The organism is Anaerocolumna jejuensis DSM 15929 (assembly GCF_900142215.1).
Lineage (GTDB): Bacteria > Bacillota > Clostridia > Lachnospirales > Lachnospiraceae > Anaerocolumna > Anaerocolumna jejuensis.
Genome location: NZ_FRAC01000009.1, coordinates 124,821 through 148,590, shown reverse-complemented (window position 1 = coordinate 148,590; position 23,770 = coordinate 124,821). Strand labels below are relative to the sequence as shown.

Genomic DNA, 23,770 nt, shown 5'->3' with positions numbered 1-23,770 from the left:
ATATAGGGGCAATTCATTATGGAGGATGAGCATGAGAAACAGGGAAAAAAGGATAATTTCATGGTTATTAATGTTATGTATGATTCTTTCAAACTGTATTACTGTATTCGCAGAAACACTTCCTATAAGAACGGATGATGCGCAGACCGGTAAAACAACCCTATGGTCCGCATCGTTTGAAGATACAAGCGGCTTTCAAGCCAATAAGCTGGACAGTAAAGGCGCGGACCACATAAAACCGGTATCGTCAAAGGCATTTGCCGGAGACATTACTTATTTGGTGGATCTGAATTCTGTCACCGGTAATTCAGATTATAATTCAACAGAAACAAAATTAAAGCTATTTGATAAAGCATCCTCGACGAAATATTTGACCAATACGGGGGTGCCTGTAAATATCAGCTGGTCGCTGACAGGAAAGGTAAAAAAAGCGGTTAACCAGTATTCCATTGTATCGGCCAATGATGTGGCAGCCCGTGATCCAAAGAGCTGGGTACTCTATGGACAAAATGAAGGGGATTCTGACTGGACCATGCTTGACCAACGGTCAGGGATTACCTTTGCAGGCCGTTTTGAGGAACAGACCTTTGCGGTATCCAGTCCGAAGGCTTTTTCCAGCTACAAGCTGTCAATCACAGCAAATGCGGGAAACGGGGGAATGACCCAGCTGGCGGATATTATTCTTGGCACCGGCAATCCGGCAGATGACCAATATCAGCTTAATGGCATGATGGTGGATATTTCAAACGGACCCTCATCCACCTGGAATCAGGCAGCAAATGCCGGCTGGTCCGGAGCAAAGGCCTTAAAAGCCGCAGGCAGCATCACGGAGCAGGATGCTTATTCCTACGATGTTATTTATGAGGACTTAAGCATACCGGTCAGTGATAATACCTATTTGAAGTACAACATATTTCCCGCCATGTCCAACGGGGAAGCATACGACTTCCAATATACCCAGATGTATATGGCTGTGGACATCAAATTTTCCGACGGTACTTATTTAAGTGATTTACATGCAAAGGATCAGAACGGTAACGGAATCGACGCGGTATCCCAGGGGGACAGCAAGACCCTTACCACGAATCAGTGGAATCAGATATACGGTAAAATCGGTGATGTGGCAAAGGGAAAAACAATCAAAAAAATTCTGGTCGTTTATCATAAACCTGCCCATGACATGACAGGATTAAAGGATTTTACTGCCTATTTTGATGATATTGAAATTTATAATAAAGGGGAGCAGGTTTACACCCATTTATCAAATTACACCAATATATTAAGAGGAACCAATGATTCCCCAGGCTTTTCAAGAGGCCTGACAGCTCCGGCAGTTACAATGCCCCATGGCTTTAACTTCTGGGTTCCGGCAACAAATACGAATGATAATAAAATATACGATTATCAGGATACTTCCTTACGGTACATAACCATAAGCCATGAACCCTCCTACTGGGTCGGAGACCGGGGCACCTGGCAGTTCATGGTCAATACAAGCGTGGATGCAGCTACGGCGGCCAGTTTTGGATTAGGCAGTCTGACAGCTGATTATTCCCATGAAAATGAAACGGCACATGCCCATTATTACAGTGTGGAATTTGATAAGGCACAGGGGGCGGCAAAAGGCTCGAAGCTGGAATTGACCCCTACGGATCATGGGGCGGCGGTAAGGTTCACCTTTGATTCCGGAGTGACTAACAAAAATGTTATTTTTGACTGTGTCCGTGCCGGCGGTGCTGTTACCTTTGATAATTCGGGAGCAGTAACGACCTTCCAGGGCTACAGTGACCATACGGGCAATGGCTCCAAGCGCATGTATGTATATGGAACCTTTGATACAAAAGCCCAGGTAACAAAGACCAATAATAAGGCAGGCATTGCAAGCTTTCTTAAAAATGTGGTCGAAATGAAAATAGCAACCTCCTACATCAGCTATGACCAGGCGAAGAAGAACCTGGAGCTGGAAATAGAAGCAGCAGAAACCTTTGACGATATTTTTGTAAAAGCACAGACTGCCTGGGACCAGAAATTAGGAGTGGTAAACGGTGTAAAGGGAGCGGCCTATGAGCAGCTGGTCACGCTGTACTCCAATCTCTACCGCCTCTTTACCTATCCCAATACCATGTCGGAAAATACCGGAACAAAAGCGGCACCGGTATGGAAATATAAGAGCCCTTACAAGGATGCCGGTGCAGAGCCGGTGGAGGGGAAAATCTATATTAATAATGGCTTCTGGGATACTTACCGTACCGCATGGGCTGCTTACAGCCTGTTAACACCAACGGAGTCGGCAGAAATGCTGAACGGACTGGTACAGCATTATCATGACCAGGGCTGGGTACCGAGATGGATTGCGCCGGGTGGAACCAACAGCATGGTAGGCACCAGCAGTGATGTAATCTTTGCGGATGCCCTGGTAAAAGGAATTTCCTTTGATTATGAAGGAGCCTATGCATCTGCCCTGCGCAACGCGGCAGCTGTATCCTCCAATCTGACAAATGGAGGACGTAAGAACCTGAATACGTCCATTTTCCTGGGTTATACACCTGGAACCGGCGAAGATTTCTCCTGGTCAATGGAAGGATATATAAATGATTACGGCATTTCCCAGATGGCAAAGGTATTGGCGGAAAAAGAAACTGACGCAGCGAAGAAGGAAGAGTACCTTGCCGAATATCAATACTATCTGAATCGTGCAAAGAATTATGTGAAATTATTCGACAATTCCGGAGAGGCCTATGGGGACCAATGGTTTAAAGGCAAAGCCGCAAATGGTGACTGGGTAACCTCGAATTATACCAATGATGTGTTTGATCCCTTTTACTGGGGAGAAAGCTATACGGAAACCAATGCATTTAATATGGCCGCATCCGTACCCCAGGATGGCCTGGGGCTGGCTGCTCTTTATGGCGGGACAGAGAAGCTGGGGCTTAAGCTGGATACGGTTTTTGAGACAAACGGTATCTATAATGGCTATGGTGCTGTAAATGGCGTTGGCGGTATCCATGAGCAGAAGGAAGCCCGTGAGGTAAAGCTGGGGCAGTATGGACACAGCAACCAGCCTTCCCATCATCTGATCTACATGTATAATTATGCCGCACAGCCCTGGAAGACTCAAAAATACGTCCGTGATGTGCTGGACCGCTGCTACGTGGGAGGCACCTTCGGCCAGGGTTATATCGGAGATGAAGACAACGGTGAAATGTCGGCCTGGTATATATTTTCTGCTTTGGGCTTTTATCCTTTGCAGATGGGCAGTGATGAATTCGCAGTCGGGTCACCGTTATTTGATGAAGTTACCCTTCAGCTTGAAGGAGGGCATGCCTTAACTATAAAGGCAAATAACAACAGTAAGGATAATGTCTATGTTCAGAGCATGAAGCTGAATGGGTCCCCCTATACGAAATCCTATATTAAATATTCGGATATTATTCAGGGCGGAACGGTAGAATTTAATATGGGTGCGGCACCCAATACCTCTTTTGGAACAGGTGACGGCGATTTACCCGGCTCCATTACTGCATTGGGAGAAGAACCCAGGGCTTATGATGATTTGATGGATGCATCTGCAAATAAGCTCCAGGCAGCAACAGATACCTCCTTGGTATTGCAGGATAATTTTGCATCCGGCGTAACCGGTGCAGCTGCCTTAATCGATAATAATTCCGGTACGGAAATATCCTTATCGGAGGGAGATACTGTCTATTATAATTTATTAAAGGGCAAGAAAGCGGAAATGTTTACGATTACCTCCGGTAAAACGGATGGGGCACCAGCATGGGTGACACTGTACGGTGCCGAGGATAACGGGCAATGGACTGAACTGGCAGCTTATAATAACCTGGCCTTTGAGTGGAGCCAGTATACCCGGCCGTTTAGAATCAATGAGGCTTTACAGAAGGAATATACCCATTATAAATTTGTGTTTGGACAGGGTACGGTATCTGAAATAGAGCTATTAAATTATGATGACGGTGCTTTTGACAGAGAGGATCTCGGAAGACTGATTCAGTCAGCAAAGTTAATTGACCAGTCAAATCTGATAGATACCTTAAAGGAGATACTCAATACTGCAATTATTACTGCAAATGCAGTATACGCCCTGCCGGATTCATCAGAGGAGGCTTATACAAATGCCTTTAATGCTTTGAAAAAAGCTATCAAAAAAGTTACAGGAACCCTAACCGAAGCCTACAGCAGGATAGAAGCGGAGGCATTTTCCAATGGAAATGTTCTGATTGATAAAATCGGGGATATTCCCAATAACATTGGCGGTGTAAAAGCAAACTACTGGGCAAGCTATGATAATGTATTATTCAAAGGGGATACCAATTATATTGAGATGTATTATGCAGCCCAGGGCTCCGATGGCGGAGGCTATGTGGAAATACATCTGGATGATAAGGAATCGGCACCGGTTGGAATCATTCAGACACCGGTTACGGCATCAAGCGGCTGGTCCAACTATGTAAAAGTTACGGCAGCCCTGCCGAAGGGAATTACAGGAGTACATGACGTATACCTGGTATTCAGAAATGACGGTACACACGCCTATGTTGCAAATGTCGACTGGTTCAGATTTGATGCAATCAGCTCCATTACTGCAATTGCAGGAGAGCATGGTTTGATATCTTCATCCGGCAGTTCTGCTGCATACGGCGGAAATGTAACCTTTGATATTGATCCGGATGACGGATATGTAATCGAACAGCTGCTGGTTAATGGCGTTGACACAGGTTTCAGGGGCTATGGAAGTCAGAAGGTCTTATACCCGCTGAAAAACATAACCCAGAATATTACGGCAAATGTTACGTTCCAGCCAATAAATGCCGGTGCCGTAACGCCATCGGCGATACAAATAACGGCATTGCCCCATAAGCTTAATTATACGGTAGGAGAATCCCTGGATCTAAGCGGACTGGAAGTATCGGCGACCTTTGAGGACGGTACCACAGCACTTGTTTATGATTATCAGATTGCAACGGAGAATCCAACAGCCAGGGAAGGAACAGTACCGGTTGTCATAAGCTATGGAAATGTTTCGGCAAGCTTTGATATTACAGTAAGTGGGGCAGTTTCCGTAACGCCATCGGCAATCCGGATTACAATGCTGCCAAATAAGCTGGTATATCATGTTGGGGAAGCCTTGGACCTGACAGGAATGGAAGTAACAGCGGACTACAGTGACGGCAGGTCGGCAGTTGTGAGCGGCTATGAAGTAATCACCAAGGAGCCGACAAGTACACCGGGAACAATTACGGTCACCATAGGCTATGAAGGCGTAACCGCGGCTTTTGAAATCAGGGTTGCATCCAATAATCCCAGTGAGCCCGATATAACCGGCCTGGAAATAACGAAATATCCGGATAAACTGGAGTATTATACGGGAGAAGCCTTGGATCTGACAGGGATGGAAGTGAAGGCGGCTTATAAGGACGGTACGATGGCTTATATAAAGGACTATGAGGTGGTAACACAGAATCCGATAAGCGGCCAGGGCTTGAAACCAATTACAATCAGCTATAAGGGCTTTACTGCTGCCTTTAATATCAGGGTTATTTCAACTCCAAGCGTTCCTGGAAATCCAAGCGAACCGGCTGCTCCGAGCATATCAGTTACCGGCCTGGTTATCGCAAAACAGCCGGATAAGCTGGAATATTACGTTGGAGAAGCAATTGATCTAAGCGGGCTGGAGGTTTTGGCTGCCTATAGCAATGGTACAACAAGGAGTATAACCGGCTATCAGGTTTCAGAAAAAACTGCCGCTAAAGCGGGGGATGCTGTCATAACGATAAGCTATGAGGGTGCAAGGGCAAGCTTTACCATACATGTGAAAAATCTGAAGCTTACCTTAAATATCACCAAAAAAACCATGAAGGCAGGAGAAAGCTTTCAGTTAATACCAGATGTTTATCCTGCAGGTTCAGTGTATAAAGCACAGTTCAGTTCAAGTGATCCAGCCGTTGCTTCGGTGAACGGGGATGGAAACATAACGGCCAATAAAGCCGGAATGGCCACAATAACAGTTTCAATCGGAAATAGTGTAACCGCATCCTGCTCCGTAACTGTTGCCGCTCAGGTAAAAGCAATAAAGCTGAAGGATACGAAAAAAACGCTGGGTGTTGGAGAAAAATTTAAGTTATTGTATGAATTTAGTTCCGCAAATAACCACAGTAAGGTTATATTCAAATCCAGTAAAAAGTCAGTTGCAGCTGTTGATGCAAAGGGCGTAATTACAGCTAAAAAAACAGGTACAGCCATTATCACGGTAACTTTGGAAAACGGAGCTTCCGTAACCTGTGCCATTACCGTAAAAAAAGCACCTGCTTCAGTGAAAACCGGAAAGAGTTCATTAACTTTGAAGGTTAATGGGAAATACCAGACTAAGGTTTCCTTGAATAAGAATTCCGCAGGCAGTGTAACCTATTCATCCAGTGATGTATCCATTGTCATGGTGGATAAGAACGGTAAACTTAAGGCTAAGAAACCCGGAAGAGCGGTAATTACGGTGAAAACCTATAATGGAAAGACAGCGAAGATAGCAGTGACCGTTACCGGAAAGTAAGGAAGAAACAATTACATTACAGGGCAGTACTAGCTGAAATTATCAGCTGCTACTGCCCTGTTCCATGGTACTTGGAAATGTTTTTAATTCCTGTGTCAAATCTTCCAGTGTGACACTCGAAAGTTCTGCTCTCATAGCAGCCACCGCATTATCCAGATGGGAAAGGAGGAGGCAGCGGATATTACAGCCAACAGGACAAGTGTCGGAAGTATTGGGATGGAACTTAAAGATTTCGTCGGTTTCATCTGTCTCGACGGCAGAATAAATATCCCAGAGTGTAATATCGCTTATGGGCTTTGCAAGCTTCATTTTACCTCTGCCGGGTCTTACGGATAATAGACCGGCCTTTTTTAATTTCAGGAATATATTGCGGATAATAACGGAATTGCATCCGGCACTTTCCGCTGCAAGGTCACTGGTAATCCGTGTTTCCGGAAAATAAGCAACCATCATCAGAGCATGTACTGCGATAGGAAATTGTGTACTTACACGCATATTTAATCACCCAAAGTAATTGTAACTTATTTTATGAAAAAAGTCAATTGTAAGTATTGACATTACAAATACAACGTGATATTGTATGTAACATAAAACATTACAAAAGGAGTATAAATCATGGAAGCAAAGAAAGCTATTGCATCAAGATATTCAGTACGTGCATATAAGAAGGATCAAATAGCAGAAGAAAAGCTGGAGACAATTCTGGCCGCCGGCAGTGCAGCACCGGTTGGTATGGGGAGATATGATTCACTTCATGTGACAGTAATTCAGGATGAAGAAATACGTAAGAGAATTTCAGAAGGTATCCGGCAGATATTCAATACAGAAAGCGACGCTTTATATGGTGGGTCAACGCTGGTTCTGGTTTCTTCCAAGGAGGAAGTGCCTGCTCCGGGTATTGATTATACAAATGCAGCCTGTGTTGCGGAAAACATGATGTTAGCAGGGGCGGATATTGGTATCGGAAGTGTTCTGGTATGGGGAATAGCCCTTGCAGTGGAAGCAGATAAGAGCTTAAAAGAAGCCCTTTCCATCCCGGAAGGATTCAAAGCTATGATTGGAACAGTTTTTGGCTATGCAGCAAATGCAGAACAGAAAGAAAAGGATTTAAAAGTAAAGATTCAAATGAACCGGATATAATCAGCGGGTTCCTTACATTTAAGTAAAGATTGTCAGGCTTCCGGCTAAGCAGAGGGTTTTAAAAGAAAGACGGAAGTATAATATGGTATAAAATTTTTAAAGATGTAAGAGTGCAAAACTTTTACATCTTTTTTAGTGTTTAAATTCCTGTAAGTTTACATGTGATCATATAAGTTATTACAAAATATATCAATTTGGGATTCTTAGGAAAACGCATGGAATTAAATTATAGATTCCCTAGTCCTCGTGCCTTTTCATTAACGGGTTTCATGCGTTTACCATGTTTGGAATTCTAGTCTGCCATGCTTGGAATTCTAATCTGCCATGCTTGGAATTCTTGTCGTAATTGAATATAGAGTGGTATACTGTTATAATTTAGTTAATTACAATAAAAGAAAAAATTTCAGGAGGCAGCAAAGATGAAAAAACGCCCAGTAACAACGCTGTATATGCTATCAAGTGTGGATGGGAAAATCAGTACAGGAGCTTCTGACCATTTGGATGCAGACGCGGATTTTCCGAAGATTGACGGCCTGAAGCAAGGTCTTCACCAATATTATGAAATTGAGCAGACTACGGATTTATGGTCATTGAATTCCGGGCGTGTGCAGGCTAAAATCGGAGCTAATGAAAAAGCGATGCCTGCCAAAACACCGGTGTCCTTTGTGATAATAGATAACAAGAACCTGACGGAGCATGGTATTCACTATTTTTGCAGTCTGGCAAAAACATTTGTACTGGTTACTACGAATAAAGAGCATCCGGCTTATGCTGTGGATGAGAGTAATCTGCATATCATTTATCAGCCAAAGCTGAATCTGCGAGAAATGCTGGAAATCCTGTATGAAGAGTATGCTTGTGAAAGAATAACCGTGCAAGCAGGCGGTATGCTGAACGGACTTTTTCTCAGGGAAAAGCTTTTTGATTACATTGATGTAGTTGTTGCCCCGGTACTTGTCGGCGGAAAAGAAACGTCCACCCTGATAGATGGAACTGCTATTACTTCGCCGGAGGAGCTTGGTCAATTGGGTGTGCTTCATCTTGAAAATTGCAGTGTGCTGGAAGATTCCTATATCCGCCTGCAATATAAGGTCATGGGGTGATAACTCCGGTTAGTCAAGCTGTAATTAACAGAAGGGAATATGAAAAATGAAAATAAATATCAGAAAGTATAACACAATGGACCTGTCTACCATGATTCAAATCTGGAATGAAGTTGTAGAAGATGGAATTGCTTTTCCTCAGGAAGACTGTTTGACGGAAGAAGCAGGCTACAGGTTCTTTGGTGAACAAACCTATTGTGCTGTTGCAGAAGACAGTGAGAGCAAAAAAATATTTGGTCTATATATCCTCCACCCAAATAATGTAGGAAGGTGCGGACATATTTGCAATGCAAGTTATGCAGTAAGCTCTGAAAGCAGGGGGCTGCACATTGGGGAAAAATTGGTACAGGACTGTCTTGTCCAGGCAAAGGAGCATGGATTTTCCATTATGCAGTTTAACGCCGTGGTCGCAACCAATACCCATGCAAGGAATTTATATGAACGCCTAGGCTTTCAACCGCTTGGAACTATACCAGGCGGCTTCCGCATGAAAGACGGGCATTATGAGGATATTTGCCCTTATTATTTTGTTCTGTAGTAACTTTCTGCTGCTTCTAAGATACTAGAATCTGGCGGATGCAATGGCATTTTCGCAGTAATTCTGCCATGTATTACCATTTGTACCGGCAGGCTATAGAATAGGCTGTTTCCAGCTGCTTCTTTGTAGTCTTATGGTTCTGAAATGATTGTAAGGTTAAGTTGACATGAGGTAGAAACAGTTGTATAATCTTATGTAAGGTTAACGTTACATGAAGCATTTGCTGAATAAAACAGATTCGCAAATAAACTTACGAAACGCATGGAGATTAAATGAAGAACAGAGTCAGACAATTAAGAGAAGCCATGGGTATGACCCAGGAGCAGCTGGGGGAATTGGTCGGGACCTCCAGACAGGCTATCAATGCTATTGAAACAGAAAAAAATGAGCCGTCCATATGGCTTGCTTATGATATCTCAAGAGTTTTTCATGAACCGATTGAGGATGTATTCTTATTTGAAGAAAGTGAAAGAAAATCAAGAGCAGATGTAAGCAGGGGGTATGCTTGTGGCACTAAGAGAGATTAGAACCTTTGAGGATGAAATTTTACGAAAGAAAAGCAAAGCTGTTGCTAAAGTCGATGATAAAATCAGGCAGCTTTTGGAGGATATGGCGGAGACCATGTATCATACTCCCAATGGAGGAGGACTGGCAGCCTGCCAGGTAGGAATACTAAGGCGTCTGGTAGTTGCAGATATGGGCGAGGGGCTGTTAAAGCTTGTAAACCCTGAAATCACTGAACAAGAAGGAGAGCAGACAGTAATAGAGGGGTGTTTAAGCTATCCCGGCGTATGGGGAAAGCTAATCAGACCTTACAGGGTAGTGGTAAGAGCCCTGAATGAAAAAGGGGAGCAGATTACGATTGAAGCAGTAGGAGACTTGGCAAAATGCCTCTGTCATGAAATTGATCATTTGGAGGGAATTATCTTTACCGATAAGGTAATTGAATACGTTAAGGCAGAATAAAAAGTGTATGGCTGTACTCAGATAGGAAGTGAACAAATTGAAACGAAGAAGATTTACATATGATGAATGGGCCGGCATACCGAACCAAAGATTCTGCCAGCAAAGAATAGATACAGCTCTTTTTCATGGAATGGCACGGCTTATTTGTATGGACAAGGTAGCAGAGCCAATCATATGGAACTTTCAAAATGATGATATCCTTGTATGTGATAATGGCATGAAATGGTTAGCCATGATGCCGGATAATGAATATTATGTAATTAGTGCTTTGCTAAATAACAGGAACGAGATTACTTTATGGTATATTGATATGATAGCAGATTCCGGTTTGGATGAGGATGGCATTGTCTATTATGATGACTTGTATTTGGATCTGGTGGTCTATCCTTATGGGGAAGTCTATACGGATGATATGGATGAACTGGAAGAAGCCTTAGAAAAGAAGGATATCTCACAGGACCTGTATGATTTGGCATTAAGGACCAGTGATAAATTAAGGGCAGGCTTATTATCCGACAGAAAGAAACTGCAGGATATCTCAATGGGATGTCTGCAGTTTCTTTCAGGAAATATGTAAAGAAGCAGCAGAATTAGTTGGAAAAACACAGTGCACTTTTCTGGTTTCTAAATAAGCTATGCTGTAGGCCTGCTTGGGATGTACATGGGGATAGGATTACTATTTAAGCAGAATTGCAAGTAAGTGTGAAAGCCTTTAATACTTCAAAGTTTTTCATTAGGGGATATCATCCCCTTTTATTATGTCTATTTTATTTGTATCTAAGTTACTATCTATAGCCAGGTCTGGTGAGCTATCTGATAAATGCTCCAAATTCTCCGAAGAATTTCCATCAGCAACAGCATACTGCTTCTTAGAAAGCAGAATATAGGAAGTAATCCCTGCGGTTATGGGGATGATTAAGGTTACACCGAGACTGCTGCACAATATGGAAATGATTTCAGAACAGAAGACCTTTGAATTTATAATTGTTCCAAAGGAGTAATGCAGGTCCTTCAGCCATAAAATGAGAGCCATATAGCCTCCTACAAAGGCAAAATAAAGTGTGTTTGTAGTGGTTCCAAGGATATCCCTTGAGATATTCAGTCCCGATTCAAATAATTTGCGCCTTGTAATGGAAGGGTTATGCAGAAATACCTCATTCATGGAAGAGGAGATGGATATTGCGGTATCAATAATCGCACCGATTAAGCTCATAATAATGGTGCTGATAATGAGCTTTGTAAAATTGGTCCCGATATAGAGGGAATACAAGCTTATCTCTTCGAATTCTTCTTCGCTGAAGCCCTGTATCCGTGCGGCATAGCCGATAAAGTATATGAAGAAAAACAAGACTGCCAATGTTAAAAGAGTGGACCAAAAGGCGGCATATGTTTTGGGATGCTTTCCGTTAATGGTAAAAAGGGAAACATAGCTTATCAGAATGCAGGCCAGAATGGTTATAGTGATAGGATTTAAATTATGGGCTATCAGCATAATGGCAGTAAATATAATAAGAAAATTTATTATTAAGGAAAAGAAGGCTTTCGTACCTTTTTCTTTTCCGATTAACTTCATGAGTATAAATAGGATGAGAGCTAAAATAATGATAACATTCATCTGCTTACTTACACCAGGCTGTTGGGCAAGGGAAAACTGTATAATCCATAGGGAAAATAGGAAGGTTATGCAAGTGGAATCCCTGCTGCGGCGTCCTTTCTTTCTATTGTTAAAAATTTTTCTGTGGTTCTGCTTCATCCAATAATAAGGAGATTATGATACAGAATCATGAATTCTGTTTTTTCTATGCCGTTGCTGTATAAATACGGAGGTAAACAAGGATAGGGGGATGGCTAAGACAATGCCGATGCTTCCGGTCAGGGCACGTATTAGCTCAAGGGACAGGTTCATATTAAAGCTGTACCCTGTCTGAAAGCCGTTTTTAAGGTAAACGAGCAGCATTGGAATAGCACCGCTGACATAGGCAAAAAACAGTACATTGGTCATTGTGCCCATAATATCCTTCCCTATCTCCATTCCGGAATCCATCAGGGCTTTCCTTGGAATATTGGGATTTTTTTCGCTTAATTCATAGACGGAGGAAGAAATGGTGATGCATACATCCATAACAGCTCCAAGGCACCCAACCAGGATTTCAGCCATAAAGATTTCATGGGGAGGATGGGTTAAAAACTGCATTTCTTCATACCGAACGCCTTTTTCATTGGTCAGCTTCATTACAACATAAGCAATGATAAGGGTAAGGAACGTGCCGGTTATTGTGGATATAATGGCAGTAAAGGTCTTTTGATTGAAGCCTCCCACAAGAAGAAGGGAAAAGACCGTAAATACAATCACTACGATACTGCAAACAAACAGCAGATTGATTCCTTTTAAATATAAGTCCATAACGAAAGAAAAGAGGACAATGTTAAACCCAAGACTGAGCAGTGAGAATAGTCCCTTTTTCTTTCCCACAGCGATAATAAAGGCAGTAAATAAAACCGCCATAAATACGAGATAGGTATCCCTCTTTAATCCCTTTATGGTACCGGTGAGAGTGGCTTTTGTACTCTTGTCCAGTGAAATGAACAAATCGTCGCCTATATTATACCGGTTGTCTGCGGCACCGGAATAGGAATATTGATTCTTTAGCTCTACATTTCTGCCCTTGAAGCTCCCATTTTGAATCTTGCATGTAAGAAGCTGCGTATACAGAATGTCTTTGTTTCCGTAATAATCGACGGACTTTTCTTTGCTTACCAACTGTACCCCGGTTACTTTGGCAATGGTATCCCTGTAGCAATTATAATCCCTCTTTACGAATAGCAGGGAAAATATACAGCAGATCCCCAAGAGAGTATACAGTAGTATTTTCTTTTTATGTATCAGTATTTTTTTCATAAACGCGCCTTTAATACAAATAAAATGTCTTAAAATCTCTAATCATCCTATCACAACACTTAAAACTTGTAAATATTTTTTATCAAATGACATTACATACGAAGGAATTTTTTTCCTGTCCAAATTTTAAAACCATACATTTTATTAAGGGGAAAGTGGGGGGGATTGGGAATGGACGATGATTTTGGCTTACCTTTTGTAATTTTCTCGTTCGGGGTTCCGAATCCCACTAAAATGCCAGCAGCTGTTCCTGGCAGGTGAAATTATACCAAACTCGCTGGAAGGTTGTATTTGTGCAGGGCTGTGAGCTCAGACAGTGGTATAATTTTACCTAGGAACAGCTGCTGCCATTTAAGTGTCATTAGGGAACTCCTCAATAGAAAATTACGAAAGGTAAGCCAAAATCATCTGGGGATTGGCAATAAACTCTTGGACAGTTGTTGTATTATTTGGGTCTTATAGTGTTTTGGGCTGGCAAACGCATAAGGTCAAATAATGGATATACACAGATGACCAAGGGGGTTGTTTGGGCATTTTGTCTCAAGAGGTTCCTTATGACACTTAAGCGGCAGGAAATGTGACTAGGTAAAGTAATGCCACTGTTTGAGCTCGATAACTAACACAGCCATATTTGTTACAGCGAGTTTGGCATTACTTTACCTGCCAGTCACGTTTTCTGCCGCTTTAGTGGAATAAGGGTTCTCGCGTAACAAAACGCCCAAACAACCCCCTTGGTCATCGTCCGTTTCCATAAACTTCCTTCATTCGTTTGTCGGCTTTATTTATTTGACTTGTCAGCTGACAAGACATGTGCTATAATGGCGAAAAATACAAATGGGAAGTGATGAGTGATAGATAAAATAAAAAATAAGATAGAGGAATTAAAAAAAGAAAAGGATATAGCGGTACTGGCCCACTATTACACCGACGGGCAGATTCAGGCTCTTGCTGATTATGTCGGAGATTCTTATTATCTTAGCAAAATAGCAACAGAGATACCCCAGCAGACAATTTTATTCTGCGGTGTATCCTTTATGGGGGAAAGTGCAAAGCTGCTTAATCCCGGGAAAACAATTATTATGCCTGACAGTTATGCCGATTGCCCGATGGCACATATGGCTGATATTGATGAAATAGAGGAAGTCAGAAAAAAGCATAAGGACGCAGCGGTAGTCTGCTATGTGAATTCCACTGCTGAGATTAAGGCCCACTCAGATGTCTGTGTGACCTCTGCCAATGCCTTAAAGATAGTAAAGGCCCTGCCAAATGAGACGATTTATTTTATACCTGACGGGAATCTGGGAAGATATCTTGCAGGGAAGATTCCCGAAAAGAATTTTATATTAAGTGACGGATTTTGCCATGTACATACTAGCATTACAAGAGAAAATGTTGAAAGAGCAAAACAGCTGCATCCTCAGGCAATTGTTTTGGCTCATCCTGAATGTACATGGGATGTATTGGAGATTTCGGATTATATCGGAAGTACCTCCGGTATTATAGAGTATGCCACGAAAAGTGAGGGGGAAGTATTCATTATATGTACCGAAATGGGAGTACTCTACGAGCTGGAATTAAAGAATCCGCAGAAGAAGTTCTATTCGGTAGGGCACAGGCAGTTTTGCCCCAACATGAAGAGGATAACCCCGGAAAAAATTTTGGAACAGTTACAAACTATGAGCAATGTAGTTGAATTAGACGAAGAAATGTATGACAAAGCAAACAGACCCCTTGAGAGAATGCTTACTATGTCAAAGTAAGGGGATTAGTGAAAAGTTGAAAAGCATAATTCACACCCTGATTTGTAGCAGTGCTCCATCTGCAAGCAAATGGAGCATGCAATGGGAGCTAATATGAATATAAAAGCAGATGTTGTTATAGTAGGAAGCGGCGCAGCCGGTCTGTACTGCGCACTTAACCTGCCGGAGAATAAAACAATCCGGCTGATTACAAAGAGTACCCTGGAAATGAGCGATTCTTATCTGGCCCAGGGAGGAATATGTGTACTGAAGGAAGAAGCGGATTATGAAAGCTTTTTTACGGATACTTTAAAAGCCGGACATTTTGAAAATGACAAGGCAGCAGTATCCCGAATGATACGAAAATCCCCGGAAGTAATTCAGGAGCTGGTTTCATTGGGAGTGGAATTTGAGCAAAGAGAAGGAAAATTCCTTTACACAAAAGAAGGCGCCCATTCCCAGCCAAGAATTTTATACCATAAGGACGTTACCGGGCAGGAGATTACACAAAAACTCCTGGCACAGGTAAAAAAGAAAAGCAATATTATCCTGATGGAATATACCGAAATGATAGATTTGATATGCAGTGACAACTATTGCAGCGGAGTTGTAATCCGCACGAAGGAGGGTATTAACCAAAGACTGGATGCGGATTTTACAGTGCTGGCAACAGGGGGAATCGGAGGCTTATACCAGGCTTCCACCAATTATCCTCATTTGACGGGAGATTCTCTGGCACTTGCTGTCAAACACCATATCCAGTTAAAGAATATCAACTATATACAGATTCATCCTACCACCCTGTATACGGAAAAGCCCGGAAGGCGCTTCCTGATTTCAGAGTCCGTAAGGGGTGAAGGTGCTTACCTTCTTAATGGGAAAAAGGAGCGCTTTGTCGATGAGCTTTTACCAAGGGATATTCTGACCCGGAAAATCTTTCAGCAGATGAAAAAGGAAGGCAGTAAGCATGTATGGCTTTCCGTTGCCCACATGGGAAGTGATGCTGTGACAGGGCGGTTTCCCAATATATATAAGCGCTGTAGGGAGGAAGGAATTGATATTACAAGGGACTGCATTCCTGTCACACCTGCACAGCATTATTTTATGGGAGGAATAAAGGTAGGCTTAAACAGTAAGACCTCCATGGAGCACCTGTATGCAGTGGGAGAGACCAGCTGCAACGGAGTGCATGGGGCAAACCGCCTTGCCAGCAATTCTCTGCTGGAAAGCCTGGTTTTTGCAAGGGAAGCTGCAAAGGATATTTTGGCACAGCATCAAAAGATAAGCTTTTCACCGGTAGCGGTAGACCTTGCCCAGTATTATGATTACGGAAAGCTGCAGGCAAAAAATAAGGAACTGGTATTAAAGGAAATAGAAAGGGCAGAGCAGAATGTACAACGAAATAACCTTCAAGTTAAATATGGATGAGCTGATATTGCAAGCATTGAGGGAGGATATTTCCAGTGAGGATATCACAACCAATGCAGTGATAAGGGAGAAAAAAACAGGCAGGGCAGAGCTTTTATGCAAGCAGGACGGTGTCATGGCAGGGCTTGAGGTCTTTTTCCGGGTATTTTTCCTCTTAGACCCGTTTGCAAAGATGGAAGCCTATGTAAAGGATGGGGATAAGGTGAAAAGCGGTGACCTCCTTGCCGTGGTAACAGCCGATGCCAGGGCATTGCTCTCAGGGGAAAGAACAGCACTGAATTATCTCCAGCGTATGAGCGGAATAGCGACATATACAAAGGAAGCTGCCGATCTTTTAGAGGGAAGCAATACCAGGTTACTGGATACCAGAAAGACAACACCTGGCATGAGAATATTTGAGAAATATGCAGTTAAAGCAGGAGGGGGCTTTAATCACAGGTATAATCTCTCTGACGGAATTCTGTTAAAGGATAATCACATAGCAGCTGCCGGCGGTGTAAAGCAGGCAGTTGAACTGGCAAAGGAATATGCTCCCTTTGTGCGGAAAATTGAGGTGGAGGTAGAGAATCTGGAAATGTTAAAGGAGGCCCTGGAGGCCGGTGCGGATATCATTATGTTAGACAATATGAGCATCGATATGATGAAGCAGGCGGTGGAAATCACAGCGGGCAGGGCTAAGACAGAATGTTCCGGCAACGTAACAAAGGAGCGGATTACGGAGCTAAGAGATATAGGAGTTGATTATATTTCCTGCGGAGCCTTAACACACTCTGCCCCCATATTGGATGTATCATTAAAAAATCTTGTTATAATAAAGGAATAGTCGTTAAAAAGCATTGCTTTGTAACGATAACCAATACTCTTTATCAAAAGGGCCGCTGTAATTCATTGACCTGGCTGTCATCAAAATGCCAGCCAGGTCAATGAATTACAGCAGCCCTTTTGAATTAAAGCTATGAGCTTCTTGTGAAGCTTACTATTACTTAGCACGCATACATTCAATAAGTATGATATTCTGATACTTGAATCAATAATGGCATGTATAAATTGTTTCAATATATTTACAAGTATAAATTACCTCACTATATTGACATATATAGATTATCTATATATAATGACATGTATAGATAATCTATATAAAGGAGAACGATATATGGCTATTGATAAAAGTCTGCTGACCGGCAGTACAACGACTCTTATTTTAAAGCTGCTGGATGAAAAGGATATGTACGGATATCAGATGATTGAAACACTTGCCAGGAAATCGGACAATACCTTCAATCTTAAGGCAGGGACATTATATCCGATTTTGCATGGACTTGAAAATGACGGCATGGTGGAGTCCTATGATGAACAAGCAGAGGGAACCAGAATAAGGAAGTATTATCATATCACTAAAAAGGGCAGAAAGCTCCTGAAAGATAAACAGCAGGAGTGGATAGACTATACCTCCGCAGTCAACAAGGTATTGAATGGAGGTGCGGGCTATGCAGCCACTTGATGAAATCAAGAAATACAGTGAGACTGTCTGTGAGCAGATAAGGTGGAAAAAAGCACATCCTGTCATTGGAGAGGAAATAGAGAACCATCTTTGCGACCAGAGAGATGCCTATATTTGTGAAGGGCAGGAGGAAGAAACCGCAACTCGTAATGCAATAATCCAAATGGGTGATGCGGTTGCGGTCGGAATGGCCTTGGATAAAACGCATAAACCAAAGCCTCAGTGGGCATTGATTATTTTGGCGTTGCTTTTAATGGTAATTGGAGCCGGAGCCAGTTATTTAACCGATACCCCAGGGGATACCCGTGGCAGTTTTAGCATTTTCCCGTACATAGCCGCAGCGGCTGTATTTTTTATTACCTATTTTCTTGACTTTTCAATTTTAGGAAAGTATCCGAAACAATCTTACTATTTAGTTTTGGTGATTAGTGTGCTGGGCGTCCTGCAGTCTTCCCGGATTATTGGCAGAGCCTGGTTTGTGCTGGGGCCATATTCCGTGAGTTTAGCGTATTTATCATTGATATTTCCGCTGACATATTCGCTGTTTCTCTATGCTATGAGAAACAAGGGAGTTCGGGGGATTCTTTGCTGCGGGTTAGGCTATTTGCCATATGCGGTCATTTTATTGCTTATTCCATCAACTACAGGCTTTATACTGTTTACTCTCACAACTTTCATACTGCTGGGGATTGCGGTTGCACGAGGGTGGTTTGGTGTCAGTAAAAAAACCGGTATGCTGCTGGTTCTGCTTCCTGGTGCTTGTTCCGCTGGACTTACGTGTATCTGGTTTTTCCAGAACGCTTACCGGATAAGCCGGCTTAGTACCCTGTTAAATCCTTATTCTGATTCGAGGGGGTATCAAATCGTATTAATTCGGGAACTGATGTCCAATGCGGCATTTATAGGGAAAGGCAGTGTTCCCCGGCAATATGGGGAGAATGTATTATCTATGTCGTATTTTGGAAACGACTTTATTCTTACGACTATGGCCCATCAGTGGGGATGGGCTGCATTCTTTGGAGTTGTAATGATTTTTACCGCTTTTTCTGTTCTGGGTTTTTTATATGTATCCAGGCAGAAAAGTGTACTGGGGTCAATGGTGTCCATGGCAATTCTGCTTACTTTTATAATGCAGACAGTTATTTATATTGCCGGTAACCTGGGGTATGGTTTATTATCCGTACTTTCCCTGCCCCTGGTATCCTATGGAAAGGCGGCACTTCTCATCAATTCAGGTTTGATTGGATTTATGCTTTCTGTGTTCCGTACAGGAGATATTATGAAGGACAGCTATAAACCATATACTAAGAAAAGTTCCTTTATTGCTTATGAGGATGGAAAATTAATCATCAATTTTAAGGGGTAATATAGCACTCCTATGAATCTTTTATTGTTCTTTTAATTTTATATACTATCTTCTTTTAATCTGTATAGAGTACGTTTGGATAATGTACAACTTTTTCCTTAGGAGATTAGAGAAAGTTTCAATAAGGGCAGCGCATTTGGCTGTCCTTTGTTTTGCTGCTACTTAAGTTCACCAAGGGAGCAGAATTTTGTCAAAGTGTTCTAAGATTTTTTTCATAATGACAAATGCTTTATTTTTCTGCTATTTCAATACTGCTAACAATAAAAGTAAGAGTTTGACAATAGAAAGTTTCTTTTCATTTGACATTTGATAAACCATATCAAAAATATACACTATATTTTTATATTTTATACATTGTTATGCATATATATACAAAAATAAACAAATATAAAATAATACTTGACTTGGAGTGGGCTCCAGATGCTAAAGTAAATTTATAGTTAGTTTATAGTATAATAAATTTCAGAGAAGTTGGGGACTGCTATGTTAAAAAAACAACCACTTGGAAGATTAATCATTCCCATATATGTAAATAGTAATGGAAGCAAATAGGAGGAAAGTAATGACAATTGCAGAGGCGAGTAGAAAATATGAATTATCACAGGACACGCTGCGCTATTATGAACGTATCGGCCTGTTACCAAGAGTTAACAGAAATAAAAGCGGAATCAGGGATTATACGGAAGAGGACTGCGGATGGATTGAGTTTGTAAAGTGCATGAGAAATGCAGGGCTTCCCATTGAAGTATTGATTGAATATGTATCCCTGTATCAGAAAGGCGATAGTTCGCTTGAAGCCAGAAGGGAGCTTTTAGTCGAGCAGCGGACGTTATTGATGGCAAAAATGGAAGAAATGAAAGTAACACTGGAGCGTCTGAATGGGAAGATTGACCGATATGATCAGATATATATCCCAAACCAGAAAAAGCAAAAACCAAAAGAATAGGCTTTGCCTGATTCTGTTGAACCATAGAAGTTAAAGTTGCTGATTTTAGAAAAGAAAGAGAGGCAGTCATATGGAATATGTAAAACTGGGAAATACCGGTATGGATGTATCCCGCATATGCCTGGGATGCATGAGCTTTGGAGATCCTGGCAGCTGGATTCATCAATGGGTACTAAAGGAGGAAGAAAGCCGTGAAATCATTAAAAGGGCCTTGGATTTAGGGATTAACTTCTTTGACACTGCCAATGTCTATTCTCTTGGTAAAAGTGAAGAAATACTTGGCCGTGCCCTAAAGGACTACGGAAATCGTGAGGAGATAGTGATAGCCACCAAGGTACATGGAAAGATGTCGGAAGGGCCCAACGGCGGAGGGCTGTCCAGGAAAGAGATATTTAACGAAATTGATAAAAGCCTCAAACGGCTGGGGACAGACTATGTGGACCTCTATATCATCCATAGGTGGGATTACAATACGCCAATAGAAGAGACCATGGAAGCACTTCATGATGTGGTCAAAGCAGGAAAAGCACGCTATATCGGAGCTTCCGCCATGTATGCCTGGCAGTTCCAGAAGGCTTTATACACAGCAGAAAAGCACGGCTGGACCCGGTTTGTATCCATGCAGGACCATTTGAATCTGCTGTACAGAGAGGAAGAGCGGGAAATGCTTCCTCTATGCAGGGAGGAGAAGATAGGGGTAACTCCCTATAGTCCCTTGGCCTCCGGGCGTCTGTGCAGGGACTGGTCAGAAACCACCAAAAGATATGAAACGGACCAGATTGCAAGAAGTAAATACGATGCCACGGCAGAGGCTGATAAACTAGTGGTGGAAAGGCTTGCGAAGGTAGCAAAAGACAGGGGGATTCCCCGCACCCATGCAGCAATAGCATGGCTGCTGCAGAAGGAGCCCGTAGCGGCGCCGATTATCGGTGCTACAAAGCTATCCCATATTGAAACCGCAGCTGAGGCTGTAAAGGTTAAATTGACCACAGAAGAAATTATGTTTTTGGAAGAGCCGTATATTCCCCATGGGATTGTCGGGCACAATTAGAAAGATTAGAAATGGTAGAAAAGAAGGGCAATTCGGAGTCATAACTATGAAGCCGGATGGCCCTTGTTCTATTTGAAGCCTTTCATTCGAAAGAGGCATGGCTATTTGTCTGTCAGATGCTGCTGGCAATCGAGGCAATAGTGGGGCTATAAGCTTTGATGCTGCCTTGGTATCTATTTTACATAGGATTTTTTATATGTAATAAGTACTTAATCTAAATTGGCTTTAATTATATTCAGCCTAGATTAAACTTACCAATAATATTGTCAAAATGCACTATATAAACAGGGGCAGTGATTGTAAATAGTATCAAAAATAATTTTTAGAGATAAAAAATGCTGACATTTTAATATTTAGAGTGTTAAAATAGTATTTTGAATAATTTTAAGCTGTGAAAAAGATATGGCTTAATAGAACAGGCAGGTGAAAAATGGAAGAGAATAACAAGTTAAAGGCATTGGATGCGGCTATTTTAAAAATTGAGAAGGATTTTGGAAGAGGTTCTGTTATTCGTTTAGGAGATTCCAGTGCTTTTGGCGAGATAGAAGTGATTCCGACAGGTTCCTTAAGTCTTGATATTGCATTAGGACTGGGAGGTATTCCCAGAGGCAGGATAGTAGAGGTATATGGTCCGGAGTCCTCAGGAAAAACAACAGTTTCACTTCATATGGTTGCAGAAGTTCAGAAACGTGGCGGAATAGCAGCTTTTATTGACGCCGAGCATGCTCTTGATCCTAAATATGCAAAAAGCATTGGTGTAGATGTTGATGAGTTGTATATATCGCAGCCGGATGCAGGAGAACAGGCACTGGAGATAGCAGAAACTATGGTTCGCTCAGGTGCAATTGATATTTTAGTAATAGATTCCGTTGCTGCTTTAGTACCTAAGGCAGAAATAGATGGTGAGATGGGGGACAGCCACATTGGACTTCAGGCCAGACTGATGTCACAAGCGCTTAGAAAGCTTACACCTGTTGTCAGTAAGTCGAAATGTATTGTTATATTTATTAATCAGCTTCGTGAAAAAATCGGAATTATGTTTGGTAATCCCGAAGTAACAACGGGAGGTAAGGCCTTAAAGTTTTATGCTTCTTTAAGACTGGATGTCAGAAAAATCGACATGATAAAAGTTGGCGGTGAACGGGTTGGAAACCGGACAAGAATTAAGGTGGTAAAGAATAAGATTGCCCCGCCGTTTAAAGAGGCGGAATTTGATATTATGTATGGAACCGGAATATCAAGAGAAGGAGATATTCTTGATTTAGCTGCCGATATCGATATCATTAATAAAAGCGGTTCATGGTATGCCTATGAAGGGGAAAAGATAGGCCAGGGACGGGAGGCAGTCAAGATATACTTAGCCGGACATCCTGACAGGATGGCAGAAGTAGAAAAAAGGGTCAGGGAATTTTATCATCTGCAGACAGATAAAATAAATACAGAAGATGGAATAAAGATGCAAGAAGAAAACCAGGACTTATCGGAATATGAAATGAAAGAATCAGAAATGAAAGAATCAGAAAGTGATGAAGTTATAATGGTTAATTAATAAGCAAATATTGTAACTAATCATAATTGTGATGCCAGAAGGTACTTCGATATTTCAATAACTTAAGTTTTATACTGATAAAGCAGCCTATGGGATAAAATAACTCCTCCAAAACTGACATTTGGGGGAGTTGAAAAGGAAATTTGTTGCTTCCTGTATTTATGTAATTTCCACCATAACTCAATACTGATATGATGAAAACATCAGAATTCGAATTCTTTCCTTTGAAAATTCCGAAGTTTTCATATCTTTAAGCGACATAAGAAGCAAATAAATCATACAGCTCAGGAAGGACTTTCTTCAGTGAAACCGGGCGTTTTCTATTGGAGTCAAAATAGCAGTGGATACTTTCACCTGTTGTCCGAAGTTTACCGGTTACGGCATCCGTAATCTGATAGTGGACTGTCATTTTGGTCACCGTCAGGGCTGAAATCGAAACCTCAATGTTAACGGTATCCCCGAAGGAGACCATGGACTTGTACTCACAGGATAAACCAAGCAGTGCGAAGTCGATGCCTTCCTTTACTGCCCGGTCATAACCAAAGCCAACCTGTTCCATGAAATCCACTCTTGCTTCCTCCATCCAATGGATATAATTGGCATGATGGATAATACCCATCTGGTCTGTTTCATAATACTGTGCTTTTCTTACATATGGTCTAATATTCATGAGATTTCTCCTCTTTCCCTTCAATATCCTAAATTACTTTTATTATTGCGGCTGGAAATATTTATAAGCTACAGATATATTAACGTAAAAAATTCTTTATTGCAATTCATAAGTTCATGAATTATTCTGTTTTACATAATTATTACAGATAAATTCATGGGTTATAAACAAGCAGAAATACAGCCGGAGCAAGGAATCAAGAAGCTATTATTACTGCAGCCGTAAACCGTATTTTGTTATATTTGAATATTTTTTCATTTTTTTCTTGCAATAGCTGCCATTATATGTTAACATACTCAAGAATTAATT

At 41.7% G+C, this 23,770-nt stretch carries 19 protein-coding genes; 15 read left to right on the top strand and 4 right to left on the bottom strand.

Going from position 1 to position 23,770, the window contains the following annotated elements; all coding sequences use genetic code 11:
* Positions 1-31: 31 nt before the first annotated feature.
* The gene (locus tag BUB77_RS08570) at positions 32-6,565 is read left to right on the top strand and encodes a GH92 family glycosyl hydrolase (RefSeq protein WP_073274832.1); all 6,534 of its coding nucleotides are present in this window, start codon (positions 32-34) and stop codon (positions 6,563-6,565) included.
* A gap of 42 nt (positions 6,566-6,607) precedes the next feature.
* Here BUB77_RS08570 and BUB77_RS08565 read toward each other — a convergent pair whose 3' ends face one another.
* The gene (locus tag BUB77_RS08565; RefSeq protein ID WP_073274831.1) at positions 6,608-7,060 is read right to left on the bottom strand and encodes an Rrf2 family transcriptional regulator; all 453 of its coding nucleotides are present in this window, start codon (positions 7,058-7,060) and stop codon (positions 6,608-6,610) included.
* A 120-nt stretch (positions 7,061-7,180) separates the two neighbouring features.
* On the opposite strand from BUB77_RS08565, the gene BUB77_RS08560 reads away from it, so the two are divergent.
* From BUB77_RS08560 to BUB77_RS08535, 6 genes are all read left to right on the top strand, one after another.
* Complete coding sequence (locus tag BUB77_RS08560) at positions 7,181-7,705, top strand: nitroreductase family protein (RefSeq protein WP_073274829.1); 525 nt, start codon at positions 7,181-7,183, stop codon at positions 7,703-7,705.
* Positions 7,706-8,124: 419 nt separating this feature from the next.
* Positions 8,125-8,808, top strand: a complete 684-nt coding sequence (locus BUB77_RS08555; protein WP_073274827.1) for a dihydrofolate reductase family protein — start codon at positions 8,125-8,127, stop codon at positions 8,806-8,808.
* Positions 8,809-8,854: 46 nt separating this feature from the next.
* Entirely contained in the window at positions 8,855-9,346 is a 492-nt protein-coding gene (locus tag BUB77_RS08550; protein WP_073274825.1) for a GNAT family N-acetyltransferase, read from the top strand.
* A 272-nt stretch (positions 9,347-9,618) separates the two neighbouring features.
* The gene (locus BUB77_RS08545; RefSeq protein WP_073274823.1) at positions 9,619-9,873 is read left to right on the top strand and encodes a helix-turn-helix transcriptional regulator; all 255 of its coding nucleotides are present in this window, start codon (positions 9,619-9,621) and stop codon (positions 9,871-9,873) included.
* Positions 9,854-10,312 carry a peptide deformylase gene (gene def / locus BUB77_RS08540; protein ID WP_073275217.1) on the top strand — a complete coding sequence of 153 codons (459 nt, stop codon included), beginning with the start codon at positions 9,854-9,856 and terminating at the stop codon, positions 10,310-10,312. Before BUB77_RS08545 ends, def begins: the two co-directional genes overlap by 20 nt.
* A gap of 37 nt (positions 10,313-10,349) precedes the next feature.
* Positions 10,350-10,889, top strand: coding sequence for a ribonuclease FAU-1 family protein (locus BUB77_RS08535; protein ID WP_073274821.1), 540 nt, complete (start codon positions 10,350-10,352; stop codon positions 10,887-10,889).
* 156 nt (positions 10,890-11,045) lie between these two features.
* Here BUB77_RS08535 and BUB77_RS08530 read toward each other — a convergent pair whose 3' ends face one another.
* The gene (locus tag BUB77_RS08530; RefSeq protein WP_084124063.1) at positions 11,046-11,927 is read right to left on the bottom strand and encodes a YibE/F family protein; all 882 of its coding nucleotides are present in this window, start codon (positions 11,925-11,927) and stop codon (positions 11,046-11,048) included.
* A gap of 153 nt (positions 11,928-12,080) precedes the next feature.
* A complete protein-coding gene (locus tag BUB77_RS08525; RefSeq protein WP_073274819.1) occupies positions 12,081-13,211 on the bottom strand; it encodes a YibE/F family protein in 1,131 nt (376 codons plus the stop codon).
* Positions 13,212-14,062: 851 nt separating this feature from the next.
* On the opposite strand from BUB77_RS08525, the gene nadA reads away from it, so the two are divergent.
* From nadA to recA, 8 genes are all read left to right on the top strand, one after another.
* On the top strand, positions 14,063-14,971 hold the full coding sequence (gene nadA / locus BUB77_RS08520; RefSeq protein ID WP_073275215.1) for a quinolinate synthase NadA: 909 nt from the start codon (positions 14,063-14,065) through the stop codon (positions 14,969-14,971).
* Positions 14,972-15,064: 93 nt separating this feature from the next.
* Positions 15,065-16,378: an L-aspartate oxidase gene (locus tag BUB77_RS08515; RefSeq protein WP_073275213.1), complete on the top strand. Its 1,314-nt coding sequence runs from the start codon at positions 15,065-15,067 to the stop codon at positions 16,376-16,378.
* A complete protein-coding gene (nadC, locus tag BUB77_RS08510) occupies positions 16,341-17,201 on the top strand; it encodes a carboxylating nicotinate-nucleotide diphosphorylase (RefSeq protein WP_073274817.1) in 861 nt (286 codons plus the stop codon). Before BUB77_RS08515 ends, nadC begins: the two co-directional genes overlap by 38 nt.
* Before the next feature lie 330 nt (positions 17,202-17,531).
* The gene (locus BUB77_RS08505) at positions 17,532-17,879 is read left to right on the top strand and encodes a PadR family transcriptional regulator (RefSeq protein ID WP_073274815.1); all 348 of its coding nucleotides are present in this window, start codon (positions 17,532-17,534) and stop codon (positions 17,877-17,879) included.
* Positions 17,866-19,245 carry an FtsW/RodA/SpoVE family cell cycle protein gene (locus BUB77_RS08500; RefSeq protein WP_073274813.1) on the top strand — a complete coding sequence of 460 codons (1,380 nt, stop codon included), beginning with the start codon at positions 17,866-17,868 and terminating at the stop codon, positions 19,243-19,245. Before BUB77_RS08505 ends, BUB77_RS08500 begins: the two co-directional genes overlap by 14 nt.
* Positions 19,246-19,807: 562 nt before the next feature.
* Positions 19,808-20,191 (top strand): MerR family transcriptional regulator, encoded by a 384-nt coding sequence (locus BUB77_RS08495; RefSeq protein WP_073274810.1) that lies wholly within the window; start codon positions 19,808-19,810, stop codon positions 20,189-20,191.
* Positions 20,192-20,261: 70 nt separating this feature from the next.
* Positions 20,262-21,242 carry an aldo/keto reductase gene (locus BUB77_RS08490; RefSeq protein ID WP_073274808.1) on the top strand — a complete coding sequence of 327 codons (981 nt, stop codon included), beginning with the start codon at positions 20,262-20,264 and terminating at the stop codon, positions 21,240-21,242.
* A gap of 430 nt (positions 21,243-21,672) precedes the next feature.
* Positions 21,673-22,791 (top strand): recombinase RecA, encoded by a 1,119-nt coding sequence (recA, locus tag BUB77_RS08485; RefSeq protein ID WP_073274807.1) that lies wholly within the window; start codon positions 21,673-21,675, stop codon positions 22,789-22,791.
* Positions 22,792-23,041: 250 nt separating this feature from the next.
* Here the strand turns inward: recA and BUB77_RS08480 are convergent, their stop codons facing one another.
* Positions 23,042-23,461 carry an acyl-CoA thioesterase gene (locus tag BUB77_RS08480; protein WP_073274805.1) on the bottom strand — a complete coding sequence of 140 codons (420 nt, stop codon included), beginning with the start codon at positions 23,459-23,461 and terminating at the stop codon, positions 23,042-23,044.
* Between the last annotated feature and the right edge of the window lie 309 nt (positions 23,462-23,770).